Origin of the sequence: Bacteroides caecigallinarum (assembly GCF_021531075.1) — a bacterium.
GTDB lineage: Bacteria > Bacteroidota > Bacteroidia > Bacteroidales > Bacteroidaceae > Phocaeicola > Phocaeicola caecigallinarum_B.
This window is the reverse complement of sequence record NZ_JADYTJ010000009.1, coordinates 38,951-59,657: the sequence shown is the minus strand read 5'-3', so window position 1 is coordinate 59,657 and position 20,707 is coordinate 38,951. Positions and strand designations below refer to the sequence as shown.

At 40.1% G+C, this 20,707-nt stretch carries 18 protein-coding genes and 1 pseudogene; 9 read left to right on the top strand and 10 right to left on the bottom strand.

Translation table 11 applies throughout. The features are described from left to right. Positions 1 to 4: 4 nt before the first annotated feature. The 8 genes from I6E11_RS04385 to I6E11_RS04350 all read right to left on the bottom strand — a co-directional run bounded on the left by I6E11_RS04385 (position 5) and on the right by I6E11_RS04350 (position 6,290). Complete coding sequence (locus I6E11_RS04385; protein WP_235336600.1) at positions 5 to 817, bottom strand: transporter substrate-binding domain-containing protein; 813 nt, start codon at positions 815 to 817, stop codon at positions 5 to 7. A gap of 25 nt (positions 818 to 842) precedes the next feature. Next, entirely contained in the window at positions 843 to 2,924 is a 2,082-nt protein-coding gene (locus I6E11_RS04380) for a putative porin (protein WP_235336599.1), read from the bottom strand. A gap of 176 nt (positions 2,925 to 3,100) precedes the next feature. Next, positions 3,101 to 3,643 (bottom strand): 2-oxoacid:ferredoxin oxidoreductase subunit gamma family protein, encoded by a 543-nt coding sequence (locus I6E11_RS04375; protein ID WP_235336597.1) that lies wholly within the window; start codon positions 3,641 to 3,643, stop codon positions 3,101 to 3,103. A gap of 31 nt (positions 3,644 to 3,674) precedes the next feature. After that, positions 3,675 to 4,442 carry a thiamine pyrophosphate-dependent enzyme gene (locus I6E11_RS04370; protein WP_235336595.1) on the bottom strand — a complete coding sequence of 256 codons (768 nt, stop codon included), beginning with the start codon at positions 4,440 to 4,442 and terminating at the stop codon, positions 3,675 to 3,677. A gap of 21 nt (positions 4,443 to 4,463) precedes the next feature. Next, entirely contained in the window at positions 4,464 to 4,634 is a 171-nt protein-coding gene (locus tag I6E11_RS04365; protein WP_235336593.1) for a hypothetical protein, read from the bottom strand. Between the two features lie 17 nt (positions 4,635 to 4,651). Then, complete coding sequence (locus I6E11_RS04360; protein WP_235336592.1) at positions 4,652 to 5,731, bottom strand: 3-methyl-2-oxobutanoate dehydrogenase subunit VorB; 1,080 nt, start codon at positions 5,729 to 5,731, stop codon at positions 4,652 to 4,654. A 34-nt stretch (positions 5,732 to 5,765) separates the two neighbouring features. Beyond that, positions 5,766 to 5,993 carry a 4Fe-4S binding protein gene (locus I6E11_RS04355; protein ID WP_154044972.1) on the bottom strand — a complete coding sequence of 76 codons (228 nt, stop codon included), beginning with the start codon at positions 5,991 to 5,993 and terminating at the stop codon, positions 5,766 to 5,768. Positions 5,994 to 6,011: 18 nt separating this feature from the next. Beyond that, positions 6,012 to 6,290 carry a tetratricopeptide repeat protein gene (locus I6E11_RS04350; RefSeq protein ID WP_235336591.1) on the bottom strand — a complete coding sequence of 93 codons (279 nt, stop codon included), beginning with the start codon at positions 6,288 to 6,290 and terminating at the stop codon, positions 6,012 to 6,014. 215 nt (positions 6,291 to 6,505) lie between these two features. Here I6E11_RS04350 and I6E11_RS04345 point away from each other — a divergent pair, with 215 nt between their 5' ends. The 3 genes from I6E11_RS04345 (at position 6,506) to I6E11_RS04335 (ending at position 10,061) form a co-directional block, all read left to right on the top strand. Beyond that, positions 6,506 to 8,800, top strand: coding sequence for a bifunctional dihydroorotate dehydrogenase B NAD binding subunit/NADPH-dependent glutamate synthase (locus I6E11_RS04345; protein ID WP_235336590.1), 2,295 nt, complete (start codon positions 6,506 to 6,508; stop codon positions 8,798 to 8,800). A gap of 166 nt (positions 8,801 to 8,966) precedes the next feature. Continuing rightward, on the top strand, positions 8,967 to 9,464 hold the full coding sequence (locus I6E11_RS04340) for a GNAT family N-acetyltransferase (RefSeq protein ID WP_235336589.1): 498 nt from the start codon (positions 8,967 to 8,969) through the stop codon (positions 9,462 to 9,464). 6 nt (positions 9,465 to 9,470) lie between these two features. Beyond that, positions 9,471 to 10,061, top strand: coding sequence for an epoxyqueuosine reductase QueH (locus I6E11_RS04335; RefSeq protein ID WP_235336588.1), 591 nt, complete (start codon positions 9,471 to 9,473; stop codon positions 10,059 to 10,061). A 129-nt stretch (positions 10,062 to 10,190) separates the two neighbouring features. On the opposite strand, the gene I6E11_RS04330 is transcribed toward I6E11_RS04335, so the two are convergent. After that, the gene (locus tag I6E11_RS04330; protein ID WP_262911661.1) at positions 10,191 to 10,877 is read right to left on the bottom strand and encodes a hypothetical protein; all 687 of its coding nucleotides are present in this window, start codon (positions 10,875 to 10,877) and stop codon (positions 10,191 to 10,193) included. A 168-nt stretch (positions 10,878 to 11,045) separates the two neighbouring features. Here I6E11_RS04330 and hflX point away from each other — a divergent pair, with 168 nt between their 5' ends. The 3 genes from hflX to I6E11_RS04315 all read left to right on the top strand — a co-directional run bounded on the left by hflX (position 11,046) and on the right by I6E11_RS04315 (position 15,188). Further along, positions 11,046 to 12,311: a GTPase HflX gene (gene hflX / locus I6E11_RS04325; protein ID WP_235336587.1), complete on the top strand. Its 1,266-nt coding sequence runs from the start codon at positions 11,046 to 11,048 to the stop codon at positions 12,309 to 12,311. Between the two features lie 126 nt (positions 12,312 to 12,437). Continuing rightward, on the top strand, positions 12,438 to 14,081 hold the full coding sequence (locus I6E11_RS04320) for a fumarate hydratase (RefSeq protein WP_235336586.1): 1,644 nt from the start codon (positions 12,438 to 12,440) through the stop codon (positions 14,079 to 14,081). Positions 14,082 to 14,225: 144 nt separating this feature from the next. Then, positions 14,226 to 15,188 carry a bile acid:sodium symporter family protein gene (locus tag I6E11_RS04315; RefSeq protein WP_235336585.1) on the top strand — a complete coding sequence of 321 codons (963 nt, stop codon included), beginning with the start codon at positions 14,226 to 14,228 and terminating at the stop codon, positions 15,186 to 15,188. 88 nt (positions 15,189 to 15,276) lie between these two features. On the opposite strand, the gene I6E11_RS04310 is transcribed toward I6E11_RS04315, so the two are convergent. Next, the gene (locus I6E11_RS04310; protein WP_235336584.1) at positions 15,277 to 17,571 is read right to left on the bottom strand and encodes an inorganic phosphate transporter; all 2,295 of its coding nucleotides are present in this window, start codon (positions 17,569 to 17,571) and stop codon (positions 15,277 to 15,279) included. A gap of 475 nt (positions 17,572 to 18,046) precedes the next feature. Here I6E11_RS04310 and I6E11_RS04305 point away from each other — a divergent pair. The 3 genes and pseudogenes from I6E11_RS04305 to mreC all read left to right on the top strand — a co-directional run. Then, a pseudogene (locus I6E11_RS04305) lies at positions 18,047 to 18,631 on the top strand (IMP cyclohydrolase); the annotation flags it as partial. A gap of 110 nt (positions 18,632 to 18,741) precedes the next feature. Further along, entirely contained in the window at positions 18,742 to 19,764 is a 1,023-nt protein-coding gene (locus I6E11_RS04300; RefSeq protein WP_235336583.1) for a rod shape-determining protein, read from the top strand. A 42-nt stretch (positions 19,765 to 19,806) separates the two neighbouring features. Next, a complete protein-coding gene (mreC, locus tag I6E11_RS04295; RefSeq protein WP_235336582.1) occupies positions 19,807 to 20,706 on the top strand; it encodes a rod shape-determining protein MreC in 900 nt (299 codons plus the stop codon). Position 20,707: the final 1 nt, after the last annotated feature.

Here is a 20,707-nt window from a genome sequence, read left to right as displayed (position 1 = left end):
ATTGCTATTTTCGGTTAAAGTATTTATCGTATAATGTTTTGTATTCTTTCGTCTTGGTATATCTTTCCAGCCATATGTTAAGGCTGTCCAGTAGTACCGGAGCATTTTTATTTACTCCCCAGGAATAGAATTGATTGAAACTAATGTTTGTATCTATATTCAGATTTTCGAAGTTCTTTATATATGCCTTTGCCGTTATTTCATCACATACTGCATAGTCTATATCCCCGGCAGAAACCATAGCCAGTAGCTGTTCTGTACTGTAGTCTGTTATTTCTTTTATATGGATGGAATCAGCAATTTCGTTCATAAGGTTATTTATCCTCATCACTGCCGGCGAGTTCTTGATTATATGTATGGTTTTTCCAGCCAAATCAAGTGTACTTTTTATGTTATATTCACTGTCTCTTCTTTGTATAAGGACTTGTTTTCCTATCGCAAACGGACGGGTGAAAAGCAAACTGTCTTTTAGCTGTGAGGTTGTAGCAGTTCCTAATGCTATCATGTCATATTTACCTGAACAAACCTCCTTGAGTCTCTTGTCGAAACTCATTTCGGGTGTCATTTCAAGCTTTATCCCCTTTTCTTTGGCAAATGCATTTAGAAGTTCATAGTCAAATCCACAAATAGAACCGTTTTCTACATAAAAACTAACTGCATTATATTCTGTTACGGCACGTAATGTGCCGGAACTGATAATCCCACTGTAATCCCTTGAATAGAATTTTTCTTCAGCCTTTTTCTTCGAGAACAGCAGTATTATGACAGAAGAAACAATTGCTATAGCAAACAGATATTTCAATATTCTTTTTACCATTATTCAAGTTGTTAGAATGTGAATTTTAATCAAAGAAGTTCCATGATATACCAAATTTGAATCCCCTTGGATTTAGCGGATAATGTGGTGCAAAAATATAACTCTTTTCACCTGTACCTTGTACGAGGTTATACATCATTACAAAAATTCGTGTACGCTTTAAATGTAAATTAATATATCCGTTTACTAGCGGATATCCTCCAAGTTTATATTTGGTTTCTGGGTTTTGTAGATAAAACTGCCCTATGGCTGGAGCATAATCGGGGGCATAATACTGTGTGAAGTATCTGACGTCTGCTCCCAATTCCACTGTAAGGACTTTCTTTGCCAATCCTGCCCTGATGTAGAGATTATGATATAAAACCAAATCAGGTAAAGGTAGGACACTGCTATTACTACTTTTCTGATATACTATTTCATTATCCAAATGCAGTATGCCAAATTTGAAATCTTGTTTGAGCTTTGCATTGAATACCTGTATACTTCCGGAAAATTGCCTTACTGCAACATCATTTTTATAAGTTGTGGAACCATTGCTTCCAGTACTTCCCACTGAGGTATTGTCCAGATAAGTATAGTTTGAAATGTTTTCTACTCCTGCCTGTAATTGAGTCCTCCATCTGTCGATGCTTAGTTTTCCTTCCAGTCTGGTCCTGTTAATCATTGATAGGTCATTATCCCACCAATAATGTTTTGAATGGAAATGCCTGTAGTAGAACGATGGGTTTATGTTCTTTATATAAGCATTGGCGTCAAGTCTTACAGTATCATTGAACAGTTTGAAATTAAGATCTCCTTTACCTTCGATGCTGAATTGTCCTATATCTTCTCCCAATATAGCTATTTCTCCTAATACATCATAGTGTAAAGTCTTTCCTTGTGTCTTGCTTAACTGGCCACCGACGGAAAGTGTGTTTTCTTTGTAATCTCTCATGAACTGCCCGGCTTTGCCGTTTATACTGTCCGTCATGGAAAATCTTCTGTGTTCAAAACTGACAAAGGCAGTAAGACCGGCTTTTGCCCATTTGTTGAATCCTTCTCTTAATGATATTCCGACAGTGTTTTTTACAGACATGTAATCTGTAATGTCTGTAGAGTCATTTCCCAAATAATTGTTTTTGAAATAATTCTTGTTTTGGGTATCATTATATGAAATGTATCTGCGTGTATTCATATCAACCTTTACGGTGTGTATGAAACTTGTTACAGGTACGAATACTTCTTTTGCAATAGTATCATTCTCCGTACTTTCGTCTTTATAGAATCCCAGATTGTACCTATGCGTAAGAAATGCATGATATCCGGTGTTTTTATTCCAGATATCTTCCAGATTTGTTTGTATTTCATATGAATTTAATACTCTTCCACCATCAGCCATTTCTACCGGGTGGGTTATAAATCTGTCATCAGAAATACCACCATTTTCTGTTACCTTATAATTGTTGTTCAGAAAGCTGAAATGCATTTCATAATTGTCGCCATGATAGTAAGCAAACAGATTACCGTTGAAAAGTGCAGTCGATTGGTTCAGGTATTTACCTCTGCCGTAAGTATAGTCAATATCAAATCCGAAGCCTAATCTTTTATTTACATTTACGGCAAAGTAAGCTTTAAACCTTTCTTCGGCACGCCTTCCTGAACCATGCTTATAATAAGTAAGGTTTGTAAAAGGTGATTTGGTATTGGTATATTTGACTTTGCCTGGAGTTAAATAAGTGAAGTCATAAGGATCAGTAAAAAACTCCTGTGTTGTTTCCGCCCTTTCGAAAAACACGTGCGAAATTCTAGGTGAGCCAAGGTTTCCAAGATATGTATAATGTCCTGTTGGTCCACCATTGTCGTTTGTGTTTTGAAATCCGAACTGAAGGGTATCTACAGGTATTGTGGTTTTATTTCCAAAGCGTTCGTCTATAACCCATGAACTTAGTCCCACAGGTATGGTACTTGCATCATTTACCGCTGTGGTGTCTATAGGATTTCCGTTTCTGTCGAAACGATCACTGCTAACTCCAGATGCAGAAGTTCCGTATTGACTTTGCATCATGTTTTGTGCGAATGTATTGGCACAAAATAGTATTAATATTGATATAATTAGTATCTTTCTCATAACGTGGCAAAGATAGTGTAAAACGATAGAAGTACAAAGCGAAAACATAGTTTTCGGCTTTTAATTCCTATGTGCAGCCTATCTTGTCCAAAGATACAATACAAAAACAAAAAAGGAGGATAATCTATAAGAGATTGATCCTCCTTTGTATAAAATAGAATGCTGTAACTTGTTGATTAAGCTTCTTTTATTATTTCCATTCCTATACGGATTGCTTCTTCATTCATAGGAATTAGGTGATGATGTCTTTCAGGCAAGGTCTTTCTTAATGCCTTAACTACGCTTTCTGTAGATACCACAGGCATTAGTTTCAGCAGTCCTCCCAGAACAATCATATTGAATGTTTTTGCCATGTTGCGTTCGTTGGCCTCATCCATAGCATCTATACGATACACCTTAATGTCTTTTCTTGTAGGAGGGTTTATTATTCCATAACCGTCGTATATCAGGATTCCACCCGGTTTTACTTTATCCTCAAATTTTGCCAAGGATGGCTGGTTCAATATGATGGCACAGTCATATTTGCTCAATATTGGCGAGGATATTCTTTCGTCGCTAACAATTACAGTTACGTTAGCAGTTCCACCTCTTTGTTCAGGTCCGTATGCCGGCATCCAGGTCACTTCCTTGTTTTCCATCAATCCTGAGTAAGCAAGGATTTTACCCATTGACAATACTCCTTGTCCTCCGAATCCGGCTATAATTATTTCATGTTTCATTTTTTTCGAATAATTAATGTTGATTGAACTTTTATAAAGTAGTGTCCTTCAAGTCGCCAAGCTGATAGAATGGGAACATGTTTTCTTCCATCCATTTGTTAGCTTTCTCTGGCGACATTTTCCATCCGGAGTTGCAGGTTGATACTATTTCCACCAGATTCGAGCCTTTACCCTGCATAGAGTTTTCAAAGGCCTTTCGTATTGCTTTTTTAGCCTTACGTATTGCTGCTACAGTGTGTACAGACTGTCTTGTAACATAACAAGTTCCTTCAAGAGTTGCAGCTATTTCTGTCATCTTAAGCGGATATCCATGTATTTCTGGAATACGTCCGTAAGGGCAAGTGGCAGTTTTCATTCCCAGCAAAGTAGTAGGAGCCATCTGTCCTCCTGTCATACCGTAAATGGCATTGTTTATAAAGATGATTGTAATGTTTTCGCCTCTGTTCAGTGCATGGATTGTTTCGGCTGTACCAATACAAGCCAAGTCTCCGTCGCCCTGATATGTAAAAACGAGTCTGTCCGGCCATAATCTTTTTATGGCAGTGGCCAATGCAGGTGCACGGCCGTGTGCAGCTTCCTGACAGTCTATGTCAAGATAGTTGTACATAAATACGGCACATCCCACAGGACTGACGCCGACAGCTTTTTCGCTCATTCCCATTTCTTCTATTACTTCGGCAATAAGCTTGTGTACTACTCCGTGACTGCATCCCGGGCAGTAGTGCATTGGATTATCATTTAATAGTTTCGGCTTCTGGTAAACCAGATTTTCCGGCTTCATTATTTCTTCTTTTGTCATATTATTATCCTCCGGTTATTGTCATAGTAAGAAACGGAACACGAATTCCATCATTTTCAGAAATAGTGAAGCTCCGCATACATAGAAAAATATGGTTTTGTCTTCGCCTATAGTGAAATATAATATTACGGATACCAGTGCTCCAATCATGAACAAAATGTTCAGTATGGTTCTTATTCTGTCGATGTTCATTATAGTTTCTTACATGGTTATTTAATGAGTTTTTCTTTCAGCGCATCCACTACTTCGTCAGGATCCGGAACTATACCTCCCAGTCTTCCAAAGTGATGTACCGGTATATTGCATTCTACGGCCAGTTTCACATCTTCTATCATCTGTCCGCTGTTTAGTTCTACTACCAATATACCTTTTACCTGTTTGGCTCTTTTTGCAATTTCCGGAGTTGGGAACGGCCATAATGTAATAGGGCGGAACAGTCCTACTTTTATGCCTTCTTCGCGTGCATGTTCCATTGCTTTCTGTGCTATTCGTGCACATGAGCCGAATGCTACAATAAGATATTCAGCATCTTCGCATTCTATTTCTTCATATCTTCTTTCATTGGCTTCTATCTCTGCATATTTGTTTTGCAGATGTAAGTTTCTCTGTTCCATTACAGCAGGGTCAAGTTCCAATGATGTGATTACGTTAGGTTTACGTCCTTTACATCCTGTTGATGCCCAAGGACATTGCTCTATAATTTCTTCGTCAGTACGTCTTGGTCTAGGTTCAGGCAGTACCACTTTTTCCATCATCTGTCCGATTACTCCGTCTGCAAGAATCATAGCCGGATTGCGGTATTTGAATGCTAGTTCGAAACCAAGTTTTACGAAGTCTGCCATTTCCTGAACTGATGCAGGGGCAAGTGCTATAAGGTGATAATCGCCATGTCCTCCACCTTTCGTTGTCTGGAAATAATCGGCCTGACTTGGCTGTATTGTTCCAAGTCCCGGTCCACCGCGCATTACGTTTACAATAAGACAAGGCAATTCTGCACCAGCAATATATGAAATACCTTCCTGTTTAAGGCTGACACCAGGACTTGATGATGATGTCATTACCATTTTTCCTGTTCCCGCACCTCCATATACCATATTTATTGCGGCAACTTCACTCTCAGCCTGCAGTACCACCATTCCGGTAGTTTCCCAGGGTTTTTGTTCTGCCAGTGTTTCAAGCACTTCTGACTGTGGAGTGATAGGGTAACCGAAGTATCCGTCTACACCAATGCGGATTGCAGCATGTGCTATGGCTTCGTTACCTTTCATTAGAACTACTTCTTCTGCCATATTTTTCTTGTTTTAGCGTTTGTCAATTATTGAGTTATTCACACTTGGCTCTATATACAGTCAGACATCCGTCAGGACATACTATAGCGCATGAAGAACAACCGTTGCAAGTGTCTTCTACCACCTGCTGTACATAATTATATCCTTTCTGATTTACTTTTGGAGTAAGAGCCAATACTTTAAGAGGACAAGCCACCACACAAAGGTTGCATCCTTTGCATCGCTCGGTGTTTACTACCACCACTCCTTTCATTTTAGCCATATATATACGTATTTAGTTTTATTGATTAAACATATCTTTATTATAGAAGTTCAGTATATCCATCATCATTTCTCTGGCATCTTTTGCCGGACTGTCAGGATTGATATCTATTGCTGTTTGATAGTTGTTTAGTGCTCCCTGCCAGTCTCCAAGTTTTCTGCATGCGTTTCCGAGAAGATAATATGCTATATCCGAATGTTCTTTATTTTCTGCTATAACTCTGTTTAAGGCTGTTTTGGCTTCTTCTATTTTGCCATCCTTAATCATCGTTTTTATGTTTTCCAATATAGTGTTCATCAAAATACAAAATGTTTTAGACGCATGCAAAGATACATTTTATTTAATATCATACTCCATTTTTTTTGAATAAATAGTCATCATTTGTCCTTTTTTAGTGTGTTTTGTTGTAATTTTATGTATTTCTTTTGTAAGTATTTTTATTTGTTATACCTTTGCAAGGTTGGAACAAAAAGAATGAAAAACAGAAATATAACTAACTTTAAGAGTTTAAAATGAACAAAATTATTTCAAAAGAACATTTTTCGGAGAAAGTTTTCAAACTTGTTATTGAAGCTCCTCTGATAGCAAAATCTCGTAAAGCAGGTCATTTTGTCATCGTGCGTGTAGGCGAAAAGGGCGAGCGTATGCCTCTTACCATAGCCGAAGCAGATCCGGTGAAAGGAACCATTACTTTGGTTGTTCAGAAAGTAGGTCTGTCATCAACACGTTTATGTGAGTTAAACGAAGGCGATTATATCACAGATGTTGTGGGTCCTTTGGGAAAAGCTACGCACATAGAAAATTTCGGAACAGTGGTTTGTGCCGGAGGTGGTGTTGGGGTAGCTCCTATGCTTCCTATTGTACAGGCTCTTAAGGCTGCAGGAAACAAAGTTATAACAGTGCTTGCAGGACGTTCTAAGGAACTGATTATTCTTGAAAACGAGATGCGTGCAAGTTCTGACGAGGTAATTATTATGACTGATGATGGTTCGTACGGAAAGAAAGGTTTGGTGACAGAGGGTATCGAAGAAGTTATCAAACGTGAGAAAGTGGACAAGTGTTTTGCCATTGGTCCTGCCATCATGATGAAGTTCGTTTGTCTGCTTACAAAGAAATACGAAATTCCAACAGACGTTTCTCTTAACACTATTATGGTGGATGGTACAGGTATGTGTGGTGCATGCCGTATTACTGTAGGTGGCAAGACTAAGTTCGTCTGTGTGGATGGTCCTGAGTTTGACGGACATCAGGTAGACTTTGATGAAATGCTCAAACGTATGGGCGCATTCAAGGAAATAGAAGTAGAAGAAATACACAAACTGGATTCTAAACCAGATACATGCGAAGCCGTAAAACCGGCTGACGACCGTTCTGCACAGTGGCGTGAAGAATTGCGCAAGAGCATGAAGCCTAAGGAACGTACCCTTATCCCACGTGTACACATGAACGAATTGGATCCTGAATATCGTTCACACAGCCGTAAGGAAGAAGTTAACCTTGGCTTGAATGAAGAGCAGGCTGTTACAGAGGCTAAGCGTTGTCTTGACTGTGCAAATCCTTCATGTATGGAAGGCTGTCCTGTAGGAATCAATATACCTACTTTCATAAAGAATATTGAACGCGGTGAGTTCCTCGAAGCGGCACGCGTATTGAAAAAGACAAGTGCTCTTCCTGCAGTTTGCGGACGTGTATGTCCACAGGAAAAACAGTGCGAGTCTAAGTGTATACACCTTAAGATGGGACACGAAGCTGTGGCTATCGGTTATCTGGAACGTTTTGCAGCCGATTACGAACGTGAAAGCGGACAAATCTCTGTTCCTGAAATAGCTGAAAAGAAAGGTATTAAAGTTGCAGTCGTAGGTTCAGGTCCTGCAGGTCTTTCATTTGCCGGCGACATGGCAAAAATGGGTTACGATGTAACAGTGTTCGAGGCGTTGCACGAAATAGGTGGTGTATTGAAATATGGTATTCCAGAATTCCGTTTGCCTAACAAGATTGTTGACGTAGAAATAGACAACTTGTCAAAGATGGGTGTAGAATTCGTTAAGGACTGTATCATCGGAAAGACTGTAAGTGTGGAAGATCTTGAAAAAGAAGGTTTCAAAGGGGTATTTGTGGCTTCAGGTGCCGGTCTGCCTAACTTTATGAATATCCCGGGTGAGAACTCAATCAACATTATGTCTTCTAACGAATACCTCACTCGTGTAAATCTGATGGATGCTGCAAGTGAAGATTCAGATACTCCTGTAACATTCGGTAAGCGAGTTGCCGTAATCGGTGGTGGTAACACGGCAATGGACTCAGTGCGTACTGCACGTCGTCTTGGCGCAGAAAAGGCTATGATTATCTATCGCCGTTCGGAAGCTGAAATGCCTGCACGTCTGGAAGAAGTTAAGCATGCCAAGGAAGAAGGTGTTGAATTCCTGACATTGCATAATCCTATTGAATACATTGCTGACGAAAAAGGTCGTGTGAAACAGGTTGTTCTTCAGAAGATGGAACTTGGTGAACCCGATGCTTCAGGACGTCGCAGTCCTGTAGCGATACCGGGAGCAATCGAAACAATAGACATCGACATGGCTATCGTAAGCGTTGGTGTATCTCCAAATCCTATCGTTCCTAACTCTATTCCTGGTTTGGAACTCGGACGTAAGGGTACAATTGCAGTAAACGATGATATGCAGTCTTCTATTCCTACAATATATGCAGGTGGTGATATCGTTCGCGGTGGTGCTACTGTAATCCTTGCTATGGGCGACGGTCGTCGTGCTGCTGCAGCAATGGACAAACAGTTGAGCGGAAAATAAAAGTGTATTTTAATACCGTTTAAACAGTATTTAAATAGCGTTTAAAATATTACAAATGAACAGTCTTGACTATTCCGTAATGGTTGAGGCTGTTCTTTTTTTATTTTTATTATTATGGTTGATTGATTAAAGTGTTACTTTTGCATCCGTAATTTATTCAGAAACGATGAGTATGATAATAAGAAAGGCCGTTCCGGCAGATATTGATAGGCTGATGCGGATATTTGCCATAGCAAGGGAATTTATGAAATCTTCCGGTAATCCAAATCAGTGGATTAACGGTTATCCGCAAGAGGAACTTATAAGAAACGAAATTGCAGCCGGTCATTGTTTTGTTTGTGTAAACAGCGAAGATGGACATGTAGTTGCAACATTTTGTTTTATCGAAGGTCCGGACCCTACATACTCCTATATAGAAGATGGGGAATGGCCTGACGACGAACCTTATTATGTTATACATCGTCTTGCATCCGATGGCAGTGTGAAAGGAATTACCGGATTCTGTATTGACTGGTGTCAGCAAATATCTCCTTGTCTTCGTGCGGATACGCATCATGACAATAAGGTGATGCAACATCTTCTTGAAAAGAATGGTTTTGTAAAGTGTGGGATAATTTATGTGTCAAATGGTACCCCTCGAATAGCATATCAAAGAAGTAAATAAGTTTCTATGAAAAAGAATAAATTCCAGATAGAAGTACCAGGTGGGGCAGACAAAGTTCTGCTTCATACATGTTGTGCTCCATGTTCGTCTGCAATTATAGAATGCTTGATGCAGCATGGTGTTCGTCCTACCATATATTATTGTAACCCTAATATCTATCCTCTTGAAGAATATAATATCCGTAAGGATGAGTGTACCCGCTATGCCCAGTCTTTGGGATTGGACATAATAGATGCCGATTATGACCATCCTCAGTGGTTGGAATGCATAAAGGGTATGGAGAATGAACCGGAGAGGGGAGGACGTTGTTTACGCTGTTTCAAGATGCGTTTGCGCGATACGGCACGTTATGCTCATGAACATGGATTTACGGTTATTACTACTACTCTGGCTTCATCGCGCTGGAAAAGTCTGGAGCAGATAAACGAGGCAGGGCGTTATGCTGTAGAGCCATTTCCGGATGTCGTTTGGTGGGAGCAGAACTGGCGTAAAGGTGGTTTGAGCGAACGGCGCATAGCTATAATCAAGGAGTATAATTTTTACAATCAGCAGTATTGCGGGTGCGAGTTCAGTATGCGTAAACCCTCGGATGACTGATTATACTGAAAACGCCTACTCTTAATTACCGTCACTCGTTCGTGTTACACGCGTTACACGAACGTGTAACGAAAGTCACACGAAGGTGTAACTATAGTGACACGTACGTGTGACGCTAATTTGTACGACTCATTTCTTTTCTTTCTCTTCTTCTTTCATCTCTTTTTTCTCAATAGGCTTAGAATTCTCCTTATAAGCCGAGAATCCTTTTACAATCACCCTTTCCTTCTTGGTCTCTTCGTCATCTTCCGAAATTGCGGAACCCAGCTTGTCAATACTTTCCTTTATGGCATTACGTGTGTCGAAAAAACTGTCAAGAATAAGTTTCAGATGTTCTTCCGGTTCAAGTCCCTCTTCTGTGAAAAACGTATGGCAGTGTGAGTGTATACCAATCTCTTTGTCGCCTTCATTCTCTGCCATGAAAACAGTGGTAATGAAAGAACTGATGTTTACGGCATTGATTACTTCTTTAAGATACGGCAACACAGGATTGTCGGCGTTTATTGTTCCCCACCACGGATACCATATCATTACGAAAGGGACTTCGTCCTGGAGTGACAAGTAGAAATCATCGCCTTGATACATGAAACCTATATTACCATCTTCATTCTTTTCAGGGTTGCATCCCATTTTCTTTAGTGTAGACACTATAAGTTCTTCTGTAGAAATCTTTTTAGGAGGTACCGCAGGAAATTCGTTTTTGATACTGCATATAATCTTTTTTTCCCTTCGCCATGAAAGGTAAACTATTATTGCCGGCCATAATGCAAGTGCCAGGACTGCAATCATGATTGTGATGTCTGAAATGTTGTTCATAATTTAAGGCTTTAAAATGTTTGCTATGCATTAAAGATAATAAAAAAGATATAATATGTAAAGGAAGTATGAAAAATAACCGGACTTGTAAACGTTATTTTATCTTTATAATGAAAATAAACGGAGATTTTTAGTTAAGTTTGCATCCAGAATATACATTTATCGTTAATGAAAGAATTTGTAATATCCGAAGCACAGACCGAGAAGGCTGTATTGGTGGGTTTGATTACCCAAAATCAGAATGAAAGAAAGACTAACGAATATCTTGATGAATTGGCTTTTCTGGCAGAAACTGCCGGAGCTGAGGTGGTGAAGCGTTTCACTCAAAAACTGGATACTCCAAACTCCGTAACCTATGTGGGTAAGGGAAAACTGCAGGAAATAAAGGACTATTTACTGCAGATGAATGAAGATGAGGAGACAGAGATTGGTATGGTGATATTCGATGACGAACTTTCTGCCAAACAGCTCAGAAATATAGAGAACGAACTGAAGGTGAAAATTCTTGACCGTACTTCGCTTATTCTTGACATTTTTGCCATGAGGGCACAGACTGCCAATGCAAAGACTCAGGTGGAACTGGCACAATATAAATATATGCTTCCACGATTGCAGCGCCTCTGGACTCACCTTGAACGTCAGGGTGGTGGCTCCGGTGCCGGAGGTGGTAAAGGTTCGGTGGGACTTCGTGGTCCGGGTGAAACACAGCTGGAAATGGACCGCCGTATAATTCTGAACCGTATGTCGCTGCTTAAACAAAGATTGGCTGAAATAGACACTCAGAAATCAACCCAGAGAAAGAATCGCGGACGCATGATACGTGTGGCACTGGTAGGATATACCAACGTAGGAAAATCCACTATAATGAACCTTCTTGCGAAGAGTGAAGTGTTTGCTGAAAACAAACTGTTTGCTACGCTTGACACTACTGTGAGAAAAGTTATCATTGAAAATCTTCCGTTCCTGCTTTCCGATACTGTAGGTTTCATACGTAAGTTGCCTACTGACCTGGTAGAGTCCTTCAAATCTACTTTGGACGAAGTGCGTGAGGCAGACCTTCTGGTACACGTAGTAGATATTTCACATCCCGATTTCGAGGAACAGATACAGGTGGTGGAGAAAACCATATCAGATATAGGTGCCGGTGGAAAGCAGAGCATGATAGTTTTCAATAAGATTGATGCCTATAGCTATGTGGAAAAGGCTGAAGACGACCTCACGCCGAAGACAAAGGAAAATATTACCCTGGAAGAGTTGATGCATACATGGATGGCTAAGATGGACGATAATTGTATCTTTATCTCTGCCAAAGATAAGTCTAACCTGGAGGATTTCAGGAATATGCTTTATAAGAAAGTACGCGAGCTGCATGTTCAGAAATATCCTTATAATGACTTCCTATATCAGACGTACGATTTAGGTGACGATGCTTAAGTTACAAGTTTACGAGGCCTCCATCCGCATGGTTGCCTTGTCAACTCGTCAACGTGTCAACTCGTCAACTGCAATAAGAAGCATACTAATAACTTAAAACTCAATAACTCTAAAACTCAAAAGAATATGGCAACACCAGAATTTAAGTATCAGCCAATGTTCGAACACGGACATGACAATACAGAGTATTATCTGCTTACTAAAGACTATGTATCAGTAAGCGAGTTTGAAGGCAAACCAATCCTTAAAATCGAAAAGGAAGGTTTGACTGCTATGGCTAATGCGGCTTTCCGCGATGTATCTTTTATGCTTCGTCGTTCGCACAACGAACAGGTTGCAAAGATACTTACTGACCCGGAAGCCAGCGACAACGATAAATACGTAGCTTTGACTTTCCTGCGTAATGCTGAAGTTGCTGCTAAGGGTGTTCTTCCTTTCTGCCAGGATACAGGTACTGCAATTATCCACGGTGAAAAAGGACAGCAGGTATGGACAGGATATTGTGATGAAGAAGCTCTTTCTCTTGGTGTTTATAAAACATATACTGAAGAAAATCTCCGTTATTCACAGAACGCTCCTCTTACAATGTACGAAGAGGTGAATACACGTTGCAACCTTCCTGCACAGATTGACATCGAAGCTACTCAGGGTATGGAATATGAATTCCTTTGCGTAACTAAGGGTGGTGGCTCTGCCAACAAGACTTACCTCTATCAGGAAACTAAGGCTATCCTTAACCCTGCTACTCTTGTTCCTTTCCTTGTAGAAAAGATGAAGACTCTGGGTACAGCAGCTTGTCCTCCATATCATATTGCTTTCGTAATCGGTGGTACTTCTGCTGAAAAGAACTTACTGACAGTGAAACTTGCTTCTACTCGTTTCTATGATAATCTGCCTACTACTGGTAATGAATACGGACGTGCTTTCCGCGATGTAGAACTTGAAAAACAGGTTTTGGAAGAAGCACACCGTATCGGTCTTGGTGCACAGTTCGGAGGTAAATACTATGCACACGATGTACGTATTATCCGTCTGCCACGCCACGGAGCATCTTGTCCTGTAGGTCTAGGTGTTTCTTGCTCGGCTGACCGTAATATCCGTTGTAAGATTAACAAAGACGGTATCTGGATTGAAAAACTTGATTCAAACCCAGGCGAACTGATACCGGAAGAATTGCGTCAGGCAGGCGAAGGAAATGCAGTGAAGATTGACCTCAACCGTCCTATGAATGAAATCCTTGCTGAACTTGACAAGTATCCAGTGGCTACTCGTCTTTCTTTGAACGGTACTATCATCGTAGGTCGCGATATCGCACACGCTAAACTGAAAGAACGTCTTGACCGTGGTGAAGATCTTCCACAGTATATCAAGGATCATCCTATCTATTACGCTGGTCCTGCCAAGACTCCTGCCGGTATGGCTTGTGGTTCTATGGGACCTACAACTGCCGGACGTATGGACCCATACGTTGATTTGTTCCAGAGCCACGGCGGTAGCATGATTATGCTTGCAAAAGGTAACCGTAGCCAGGCTGTTACAGATGCATGTAAGAAGCACGGTGGTTTCTATCTTGGTTCTATCGGTGGTCCTGCAGCTATCCTTGCTCAGAACAATATCAAGAGTATTGAATGTGTGGAATATCCTGAGCTTGGAATGGAAGCTATCTGGAAGATTGAAGTAGAAGATTTCCCAGCATTTATCCTTGTTGATAACAAAGGAAACGATTTCTTCAAGCAGATTAAGCCTCGCTGTGCAGGTAACTGCAAATAATATTAAGTTGACGAGTTAACGGATTGACGAGTTGACAAGATTTCGCCGGATTGTAAATCCGGCGTTTCTTTTTATCAATAAGCTGGGAATAAGTTTTTTGAGTTGGTATAAATAAACTCATTAACAAATAAACTCACAAACTGTATGAATATCATTCGATTTATAAAGAACTGGACACTCCCTATAGCTATGGCTCTTGGAGTGATTCTATATTTTGTTTATGTGAATATCCCGTTTCTGGAGCCTACAAAACCATACGTGGAGCATGCTGTAGCTGTAGTTCAGCCTATGCTTATTTTCATGATGCTTTTTCTCACTTTCTGCAAGCTTGACATAAGCGAGCTGAAACCATGTAAGTGGCATATTGTATTACTCCTAATCCAGAGCCTTTCGTTTGTTCTCCTTGCCGGAGTCCTGTATGTATTTCCGGAACTGCATTCCAGAATATTGTTAGAGGGAGCTATGCTTTGTCTTATCTGTCCTACTGCTACTGCTGCTGCCGTAGTGACTGGAAAATTGGGAGGTAGTGCAGCGCATCTCACTTCGTATACCATTCTTATAAACTTGGTAACAGCCTTTCTTGTTCCACTTGTAGTCCCTGTTATACATCCGCAGGATGGGGTAGGATTTATAGCTTCGTTTTTAATGATTTTGGGTAAGGTGTTCCCATTGCTGCTGTGTCCGTTCATTCTGGCAGTTTTGTTACGCTATCTATCGCCAAAGCTTCATGCCTTTATAGGAAAATATCACGGATTGTCGTTCTACCTATGGGCGGTTGCACTTACTTTGGCAATAGCCGTTACAGTAAAAAGTATTGTTCACAGCGATGTTTCAATATGGTATCAGATAGGTTTGGCTATAGTGTCGTGTGTAGCTTGCTTCCTTCAGTTTTATATAGGGAAGAAAGTGGGACGTAGATACGATGATACTATAAGTGCAGGCCAGGCACTGGGACAGAAAAATACAGTGCTGGCTATTTGGATGGGCTATACGTTCTTTACTCCTGTTACGGCTGTAGCTGCAGGTTTCTACAGTGTATGGCATAATGTTTTCAATTCGTATCAGCTTTATTTGAAACGCAAGGAGGAAGAAATGTCTAATATCTAATATTCTTTTAGTCTGAACAGAAAAAAATAACGGCTGCATCGGGAATTCACTGATGCAGCCGTTTGTGGTTAATTGTGTGTTTATCAGCTTATGCTTTACTGTCCATTATACCCATTTGTGGAATTTCCTGAGGTACATAGTCACCCTGGAAGAATCGGCTTGCGCGGAGCAAGTGTCTCCATACACTAACCAACTCCTGAGTTTCCTGCAGAATATTCAGATACACCATTGATGCCTTAAGACTTCTGTTGTCTGCTTCCTGCATGTGATTCATCTGATTTTTGCGCAGAGCAGAAATCTTGTTTTTCAGTTCATCGCCTTTCTTAAGAATGTCGTCTGCCTCAGAATAATTGTTATTGATGATGGCGTTACGCGTACGGTCCATAAGTTCGCACAACTCTTCTCTGATAGGAAGGAATTCAGCTACATCGTCTTTTCTTACAGGGTTAAAGTTATTGTCTACGTGTTCCTTACAAGGCTCGCAAATACGCTTCAAGCAGTATAGCATTTCTTCGCAACTGTTTGTTCCAAGGTGGAACCAAGTGTTCTTTTCTATTGCTATAGTGATAGGAATACGTCTCAGACCAAGAATCTCTTTACGGCGACGTTTTTTCAGAAGCTTGCGCTGTTCGTCTGTTTCGTTTAAAGATTTCTTCAGCATTCTCAAATCTTCGTTTATGAAACCGTCAGTCATTTTTACGTATGCATCTTTACTGAATTCAATGTAGTTGGTAAGTGTTTCCTTAACATGTTCGCGGAGTAATGCAAGAGTTTCGTTTTTGTCCTTGCTAGCCATCATACGTTTGAACAGGTCGTCTTGTTTTTCAGCTTTTTCTTTCTTGCTGTACATAATATTACTGCGAACAAGAAGGAATACAGCCAACGCAATAAACGCCACCATGCCGACGATATTCGTATAGAACATTATTACTGTTACAAGGGCACAAGCTGTAAAGGCTACGAATGCAGTGATAAACCATCCACCGATAACAGAAAGCATACCGGTGATGCGGTAGACTGCACTTTCACGTCCCCATGCGCGGTCGGACAGTGATGTACCCATAGCGACTATAAATGTGACGTATGTAGTAGAAAGAGGAAGTTTCATTGTAGTACCCATAATGATGAGCAGACCTGAAAGAACCAGGTTTACGGCTGCACGTATAAGGTCGAATGCCGCACCGTTTTCAAGTATGACTTCGTCTTTATTGAATCGGCTGTTTATCCAGTTTCTTACGTTGGCAGGGATAACTCTTACCAAAAAATCGTTAATGCTTGTAGCACGGCGTACTATTGTACGTGCAAGACCTGACGAGCCGAACATTTCGTCACCCTCTTCCTGGCGTGCCAAATCTACTGAAGTCTTGATTACGTTTTTAGCCTTTTTTGATGTTGCCAAAGCATATACCATTACAATACCCGAGGCTATAAGGAAGATAAGTGGAGTCTTGGCAGACGACATAAGTGATTCCATCATAAATCCGTCTACACCCACGCCATTTGAGTTGGCTACATAGTCTGTATATGCAGAATAACCGGCCAAAGGAACACCGATAAAGTTTACAAGGTCATTACCTGCAAATGCGAGAGCCAACGAGAATGTACCGAGGAGAACGATTATTTTCAAGACATTCACCTTGCACCAGTGCAGGATTTGCATGAATAAAGTGAAGAATACGAAACATCCTGTCACTAATATTGTAGTGTTTGAGTCAACCCAAGCCATTACTTCTGGAGTAATGAAAGGAGCAGTCTTGAGTCCTTTTATAAGAATAAAGTATGAAAGAGATGTTACAGCTATACCACCGAATATACCGATAGTCCAGGAAAGATGCTTTTTATAGTTAAAGCTGAATATAAGACGGGAAATATATTGTACTATTGTACCGGCAATGAATGCTATTGCAACAGAAAGGAATATACCTAATATTACAGACAATGCCTTTTCTGTATTTAGCAAATCGCCAAGTGTAAGTCCGCTTTCATCGGAAACAAGTTTTAAAAGTGCAAGAACCAAGGTACCTCCCAATAATTCGAATACCATTGATACTGTAGTAGAAGTAGGAAGCCCCAGAGTGTTGAATACATCCAGTAGCACTACGTCTGTTACCATAACGGCAAGTAGGATGCACATTATTTCGTAGAATGAGAAATTGTTTGGTTGGAATATGCCGTGGCGGGCTATATCCATCATACCATTACTTAGCACTGCTCCTGCAAATACGCCTATTGCAGCTACGATAATGATTGTCTTGAATTTTGCTACTTTAGCTCCAACAGCGGAGTTCATGAAGTTCACAGCATCGTTACTGACTCCAACCATCAGGTCGAATACGGCCAGCATGAAGAGGAATATTACAATTCCCAAATAAATAGTTTCCATAAAAAATAATTAAGCTTTGATTTTTCGATGCAAAGGTCGTAATTTAATTCTAAATACATATTGCAAAAATGTTACAAACCTGTTACAAACCTGTTACTAAATAGTGAATATTGCATATGTTCCCAATAATTATACTTCTGGAGATATCTTATATTCTATTAGGAAACATCTTTCACATGAATCGGTATATTTATTTATACGCCTTGACGTTTTTAAGTAAAACGCTTTGTCGTTTTGACCAAAACGTCAAGGCATTTTGGTAAAGTGTTTTTATTCGCTGTGAATTTATATATCGTACACTGCCGGAATATTTATTACTATAGTATAATTTACTGGAGAAAAACTAACAGGATAGGTTCTAAGAATAGCTTTTCGCCACAATATACGCACTTTAAAGTCTTTATTTTTATTAATACGCTTATAAATCAAGATTTTTTGTGTAAGTTTGTAGTCGAATTTAAAAATTACAATAGCAATGTCAGAGTCAAAGAAAATTAAGACCGCACTTATTTCGGTTTATCACAAGGACGGTTTGGATGCGATTATTGCCAAACTTCATGAAGAAGGTGTACAGTTCCTTAGTACAGGTGGAACACGTCAGTTTATAGAATCATTAGGCTATCCATGTTTGGCCGTAGAAGATATCACTACTTATCCATCAATCTTGGGTGGAAGAGTAAAAACTCTTCATCCAAAAATTTTTGGAGGTATTCTTTGCCGCAGAGAACTTGAAGGCGACCGCAAGCAGGTAGAACAGTATGAAATTCCTGAAATAGATTTGGTAATTGTAGACCTCTATCCGTTTGAAGCTACTGTTGCATCTGGAGCAAGCGAACAGGATATAATCGAAAAAATAGATATAGGTGGTATCTCGCTTATACGTGCCGCTGCTAAGAACTTTAATGATGTAGTTATTGTGGCTAGCAAAGAGCAGTATCCTACATTGCAGAACATATTGAACGAAAGAGGTGCTGTTACTACTCGTGATGAAAGAAAGGCTCTTGCACGCGAAGCGTTCGGAGTTTCTTCGCATTATGATACTGCAATACACGCTTATTTTGCAGAAAATACTAAATAATATATCATATTAATTTTATAGCAGAAGGGTTAGCACGTCGTGTCTATGAGGTGCTAATCCTTATGCCATATTAATAAACAACAACCTAAAAGATGGGTTTATTCTCTTTTACACAAGAAATAGCGATGGACCTTGGCACAGCCAATACCATCATTATAAGTAATAATAAAATAGTTGTGGACGAGCCTTCTGTTGTGGCTCTGGACAGACGTACGGAGAAGATGATTGCGGTGGGAGAACGCGCTAAGTTGATGTATGAAAAGGAAAATCCTAACATCCGTACTGTACGTCCGCTTCGTGATGGTGTGATTGCAGACTTTAATGCCTGCGAACAGATGATGCGTGGACTTATCAAGAAGGTAAATCCAGGAAAAAGACTTTTTACGCCTTCGCTTAGAATGGTTATTGGTGTGCCTTCAGGCTCTACAGAAGTAGAACTTCGTGCTGTTCGCGATAGTGCTGAACATGCTGGCGGACGTGACGTGTATCTGCTTTTCGAACCTATGGCTGCTGCTATTGGTATTGGTTTGGATGTTGAGGCTCCTGAAGGTAATATGATTGTGGATATAGGTGGTGGTTCTACTGAAATTGCAGTTATCTCTCTGGGTGGTATCGTGTCGAATAACTCAATACGTATTGCCGGTGATGACTTGACTGCAGATATACAGGAATATATGAGCCGTCAGCATAATGTGAAAGTCAGTGAACGTATGGCCGAACGTATAAAAATACATGTAGGTTCAGCTCTTACGGATCTTGGCGATGAAGCTCCTGAAGATTATATAGTTCGTGGTCCAAACAGAATTACTGCGCTTCCTATGGAAGTACCTGTATGCTATCAGGAAATAGCTCACTGTCTTGAAAAGAGTATTGCAAAGATTGAAACGGCTATTTTGAGTGCTCTTGAAAATACACCGCCAGAACTATATGCCGATATAGTAAATAATGGTATTTATCTGGCCGGCGGAGGTGCTTTATTAAGAGGACTGTCCAAACGTCTGACCGATAAAATCAATATTCAGTTCCATGTAGCGGAAGACCCGTTGCTTAGTGTAGCAAAGGGAACAGGTATTGCGCTTAAGAATGTTGACCGTTTCTCATTCCTTATGCGCTGATTTTTAGCTTGTTTTCGCTTTTACGAATTTAAATAATATTGCGTGCGTAATATATTAGACTTTTTAATCAAATATTCCCATTGGGCTCTGTTTATATTGCTTCAATTGATTGCTGCAATCTTATTGTTCAGGTTCAATAGCTTTCAGGGAAGTGTATGGTTTACCTCTGCGTCCGAAGTGACTGCTTCTGTTACTAAGGTTGCTGCAGAGGTAACACGCTATTTTGGCCTTAAGCAGATGAATCGTGACCTTACGGAACGTAATATTTACCTTATGCAGCAACTGGAATATTATAAGGAACTCGTAGGCGAAAATGAGCATGGAAATGATAGCCTGATAGTAATTCAGGGAATGCAAAAAATAGTAAGGACAGATTCGTCTGTAGTTGTAATGAAGAAACCGCCAACTTTGATGGATCGTTCTTTTGTGGTATGTCCTGCAAGAGTCGTGAATATCAGTGTCAGACGATTTGATAATTATCTGGCTATAGATAAAGGTGAGTCTAATGGAGTACGTACCGGTATGGGAGTCATAAGCGGAATGGGTGTCGTGGGAATTGTATGTCGTACGTCTGATAACTATTCATTGGTGCTTCCTGTTATAAATTCAGGAAGTAGTATAAGTTGCAAAATAGCACGTACGGACTATTTTGGTTTTCTCAAGTGGGAGGGAGGTGACCCTCTTACAGCTTTTATGACTGATGTTCCGCGACATGCTGAATACGAGATAGGAGATACAGTTGTAACCAGTGGGCATAGTACAGTATTTATAGAGGGAATACCGGTTGGAAAGGTTATATCTAAGGATGAAAGTGACGATGAAATGTCGTTTACATTAGAGATAAGCCTGTTTACTGATTTTGGACGACTTAATGATGTATATGTAATGGCATTGCCACCGCGTGAAGAATTAACGGAACTTGAAAAAGATATAAAATATTGAA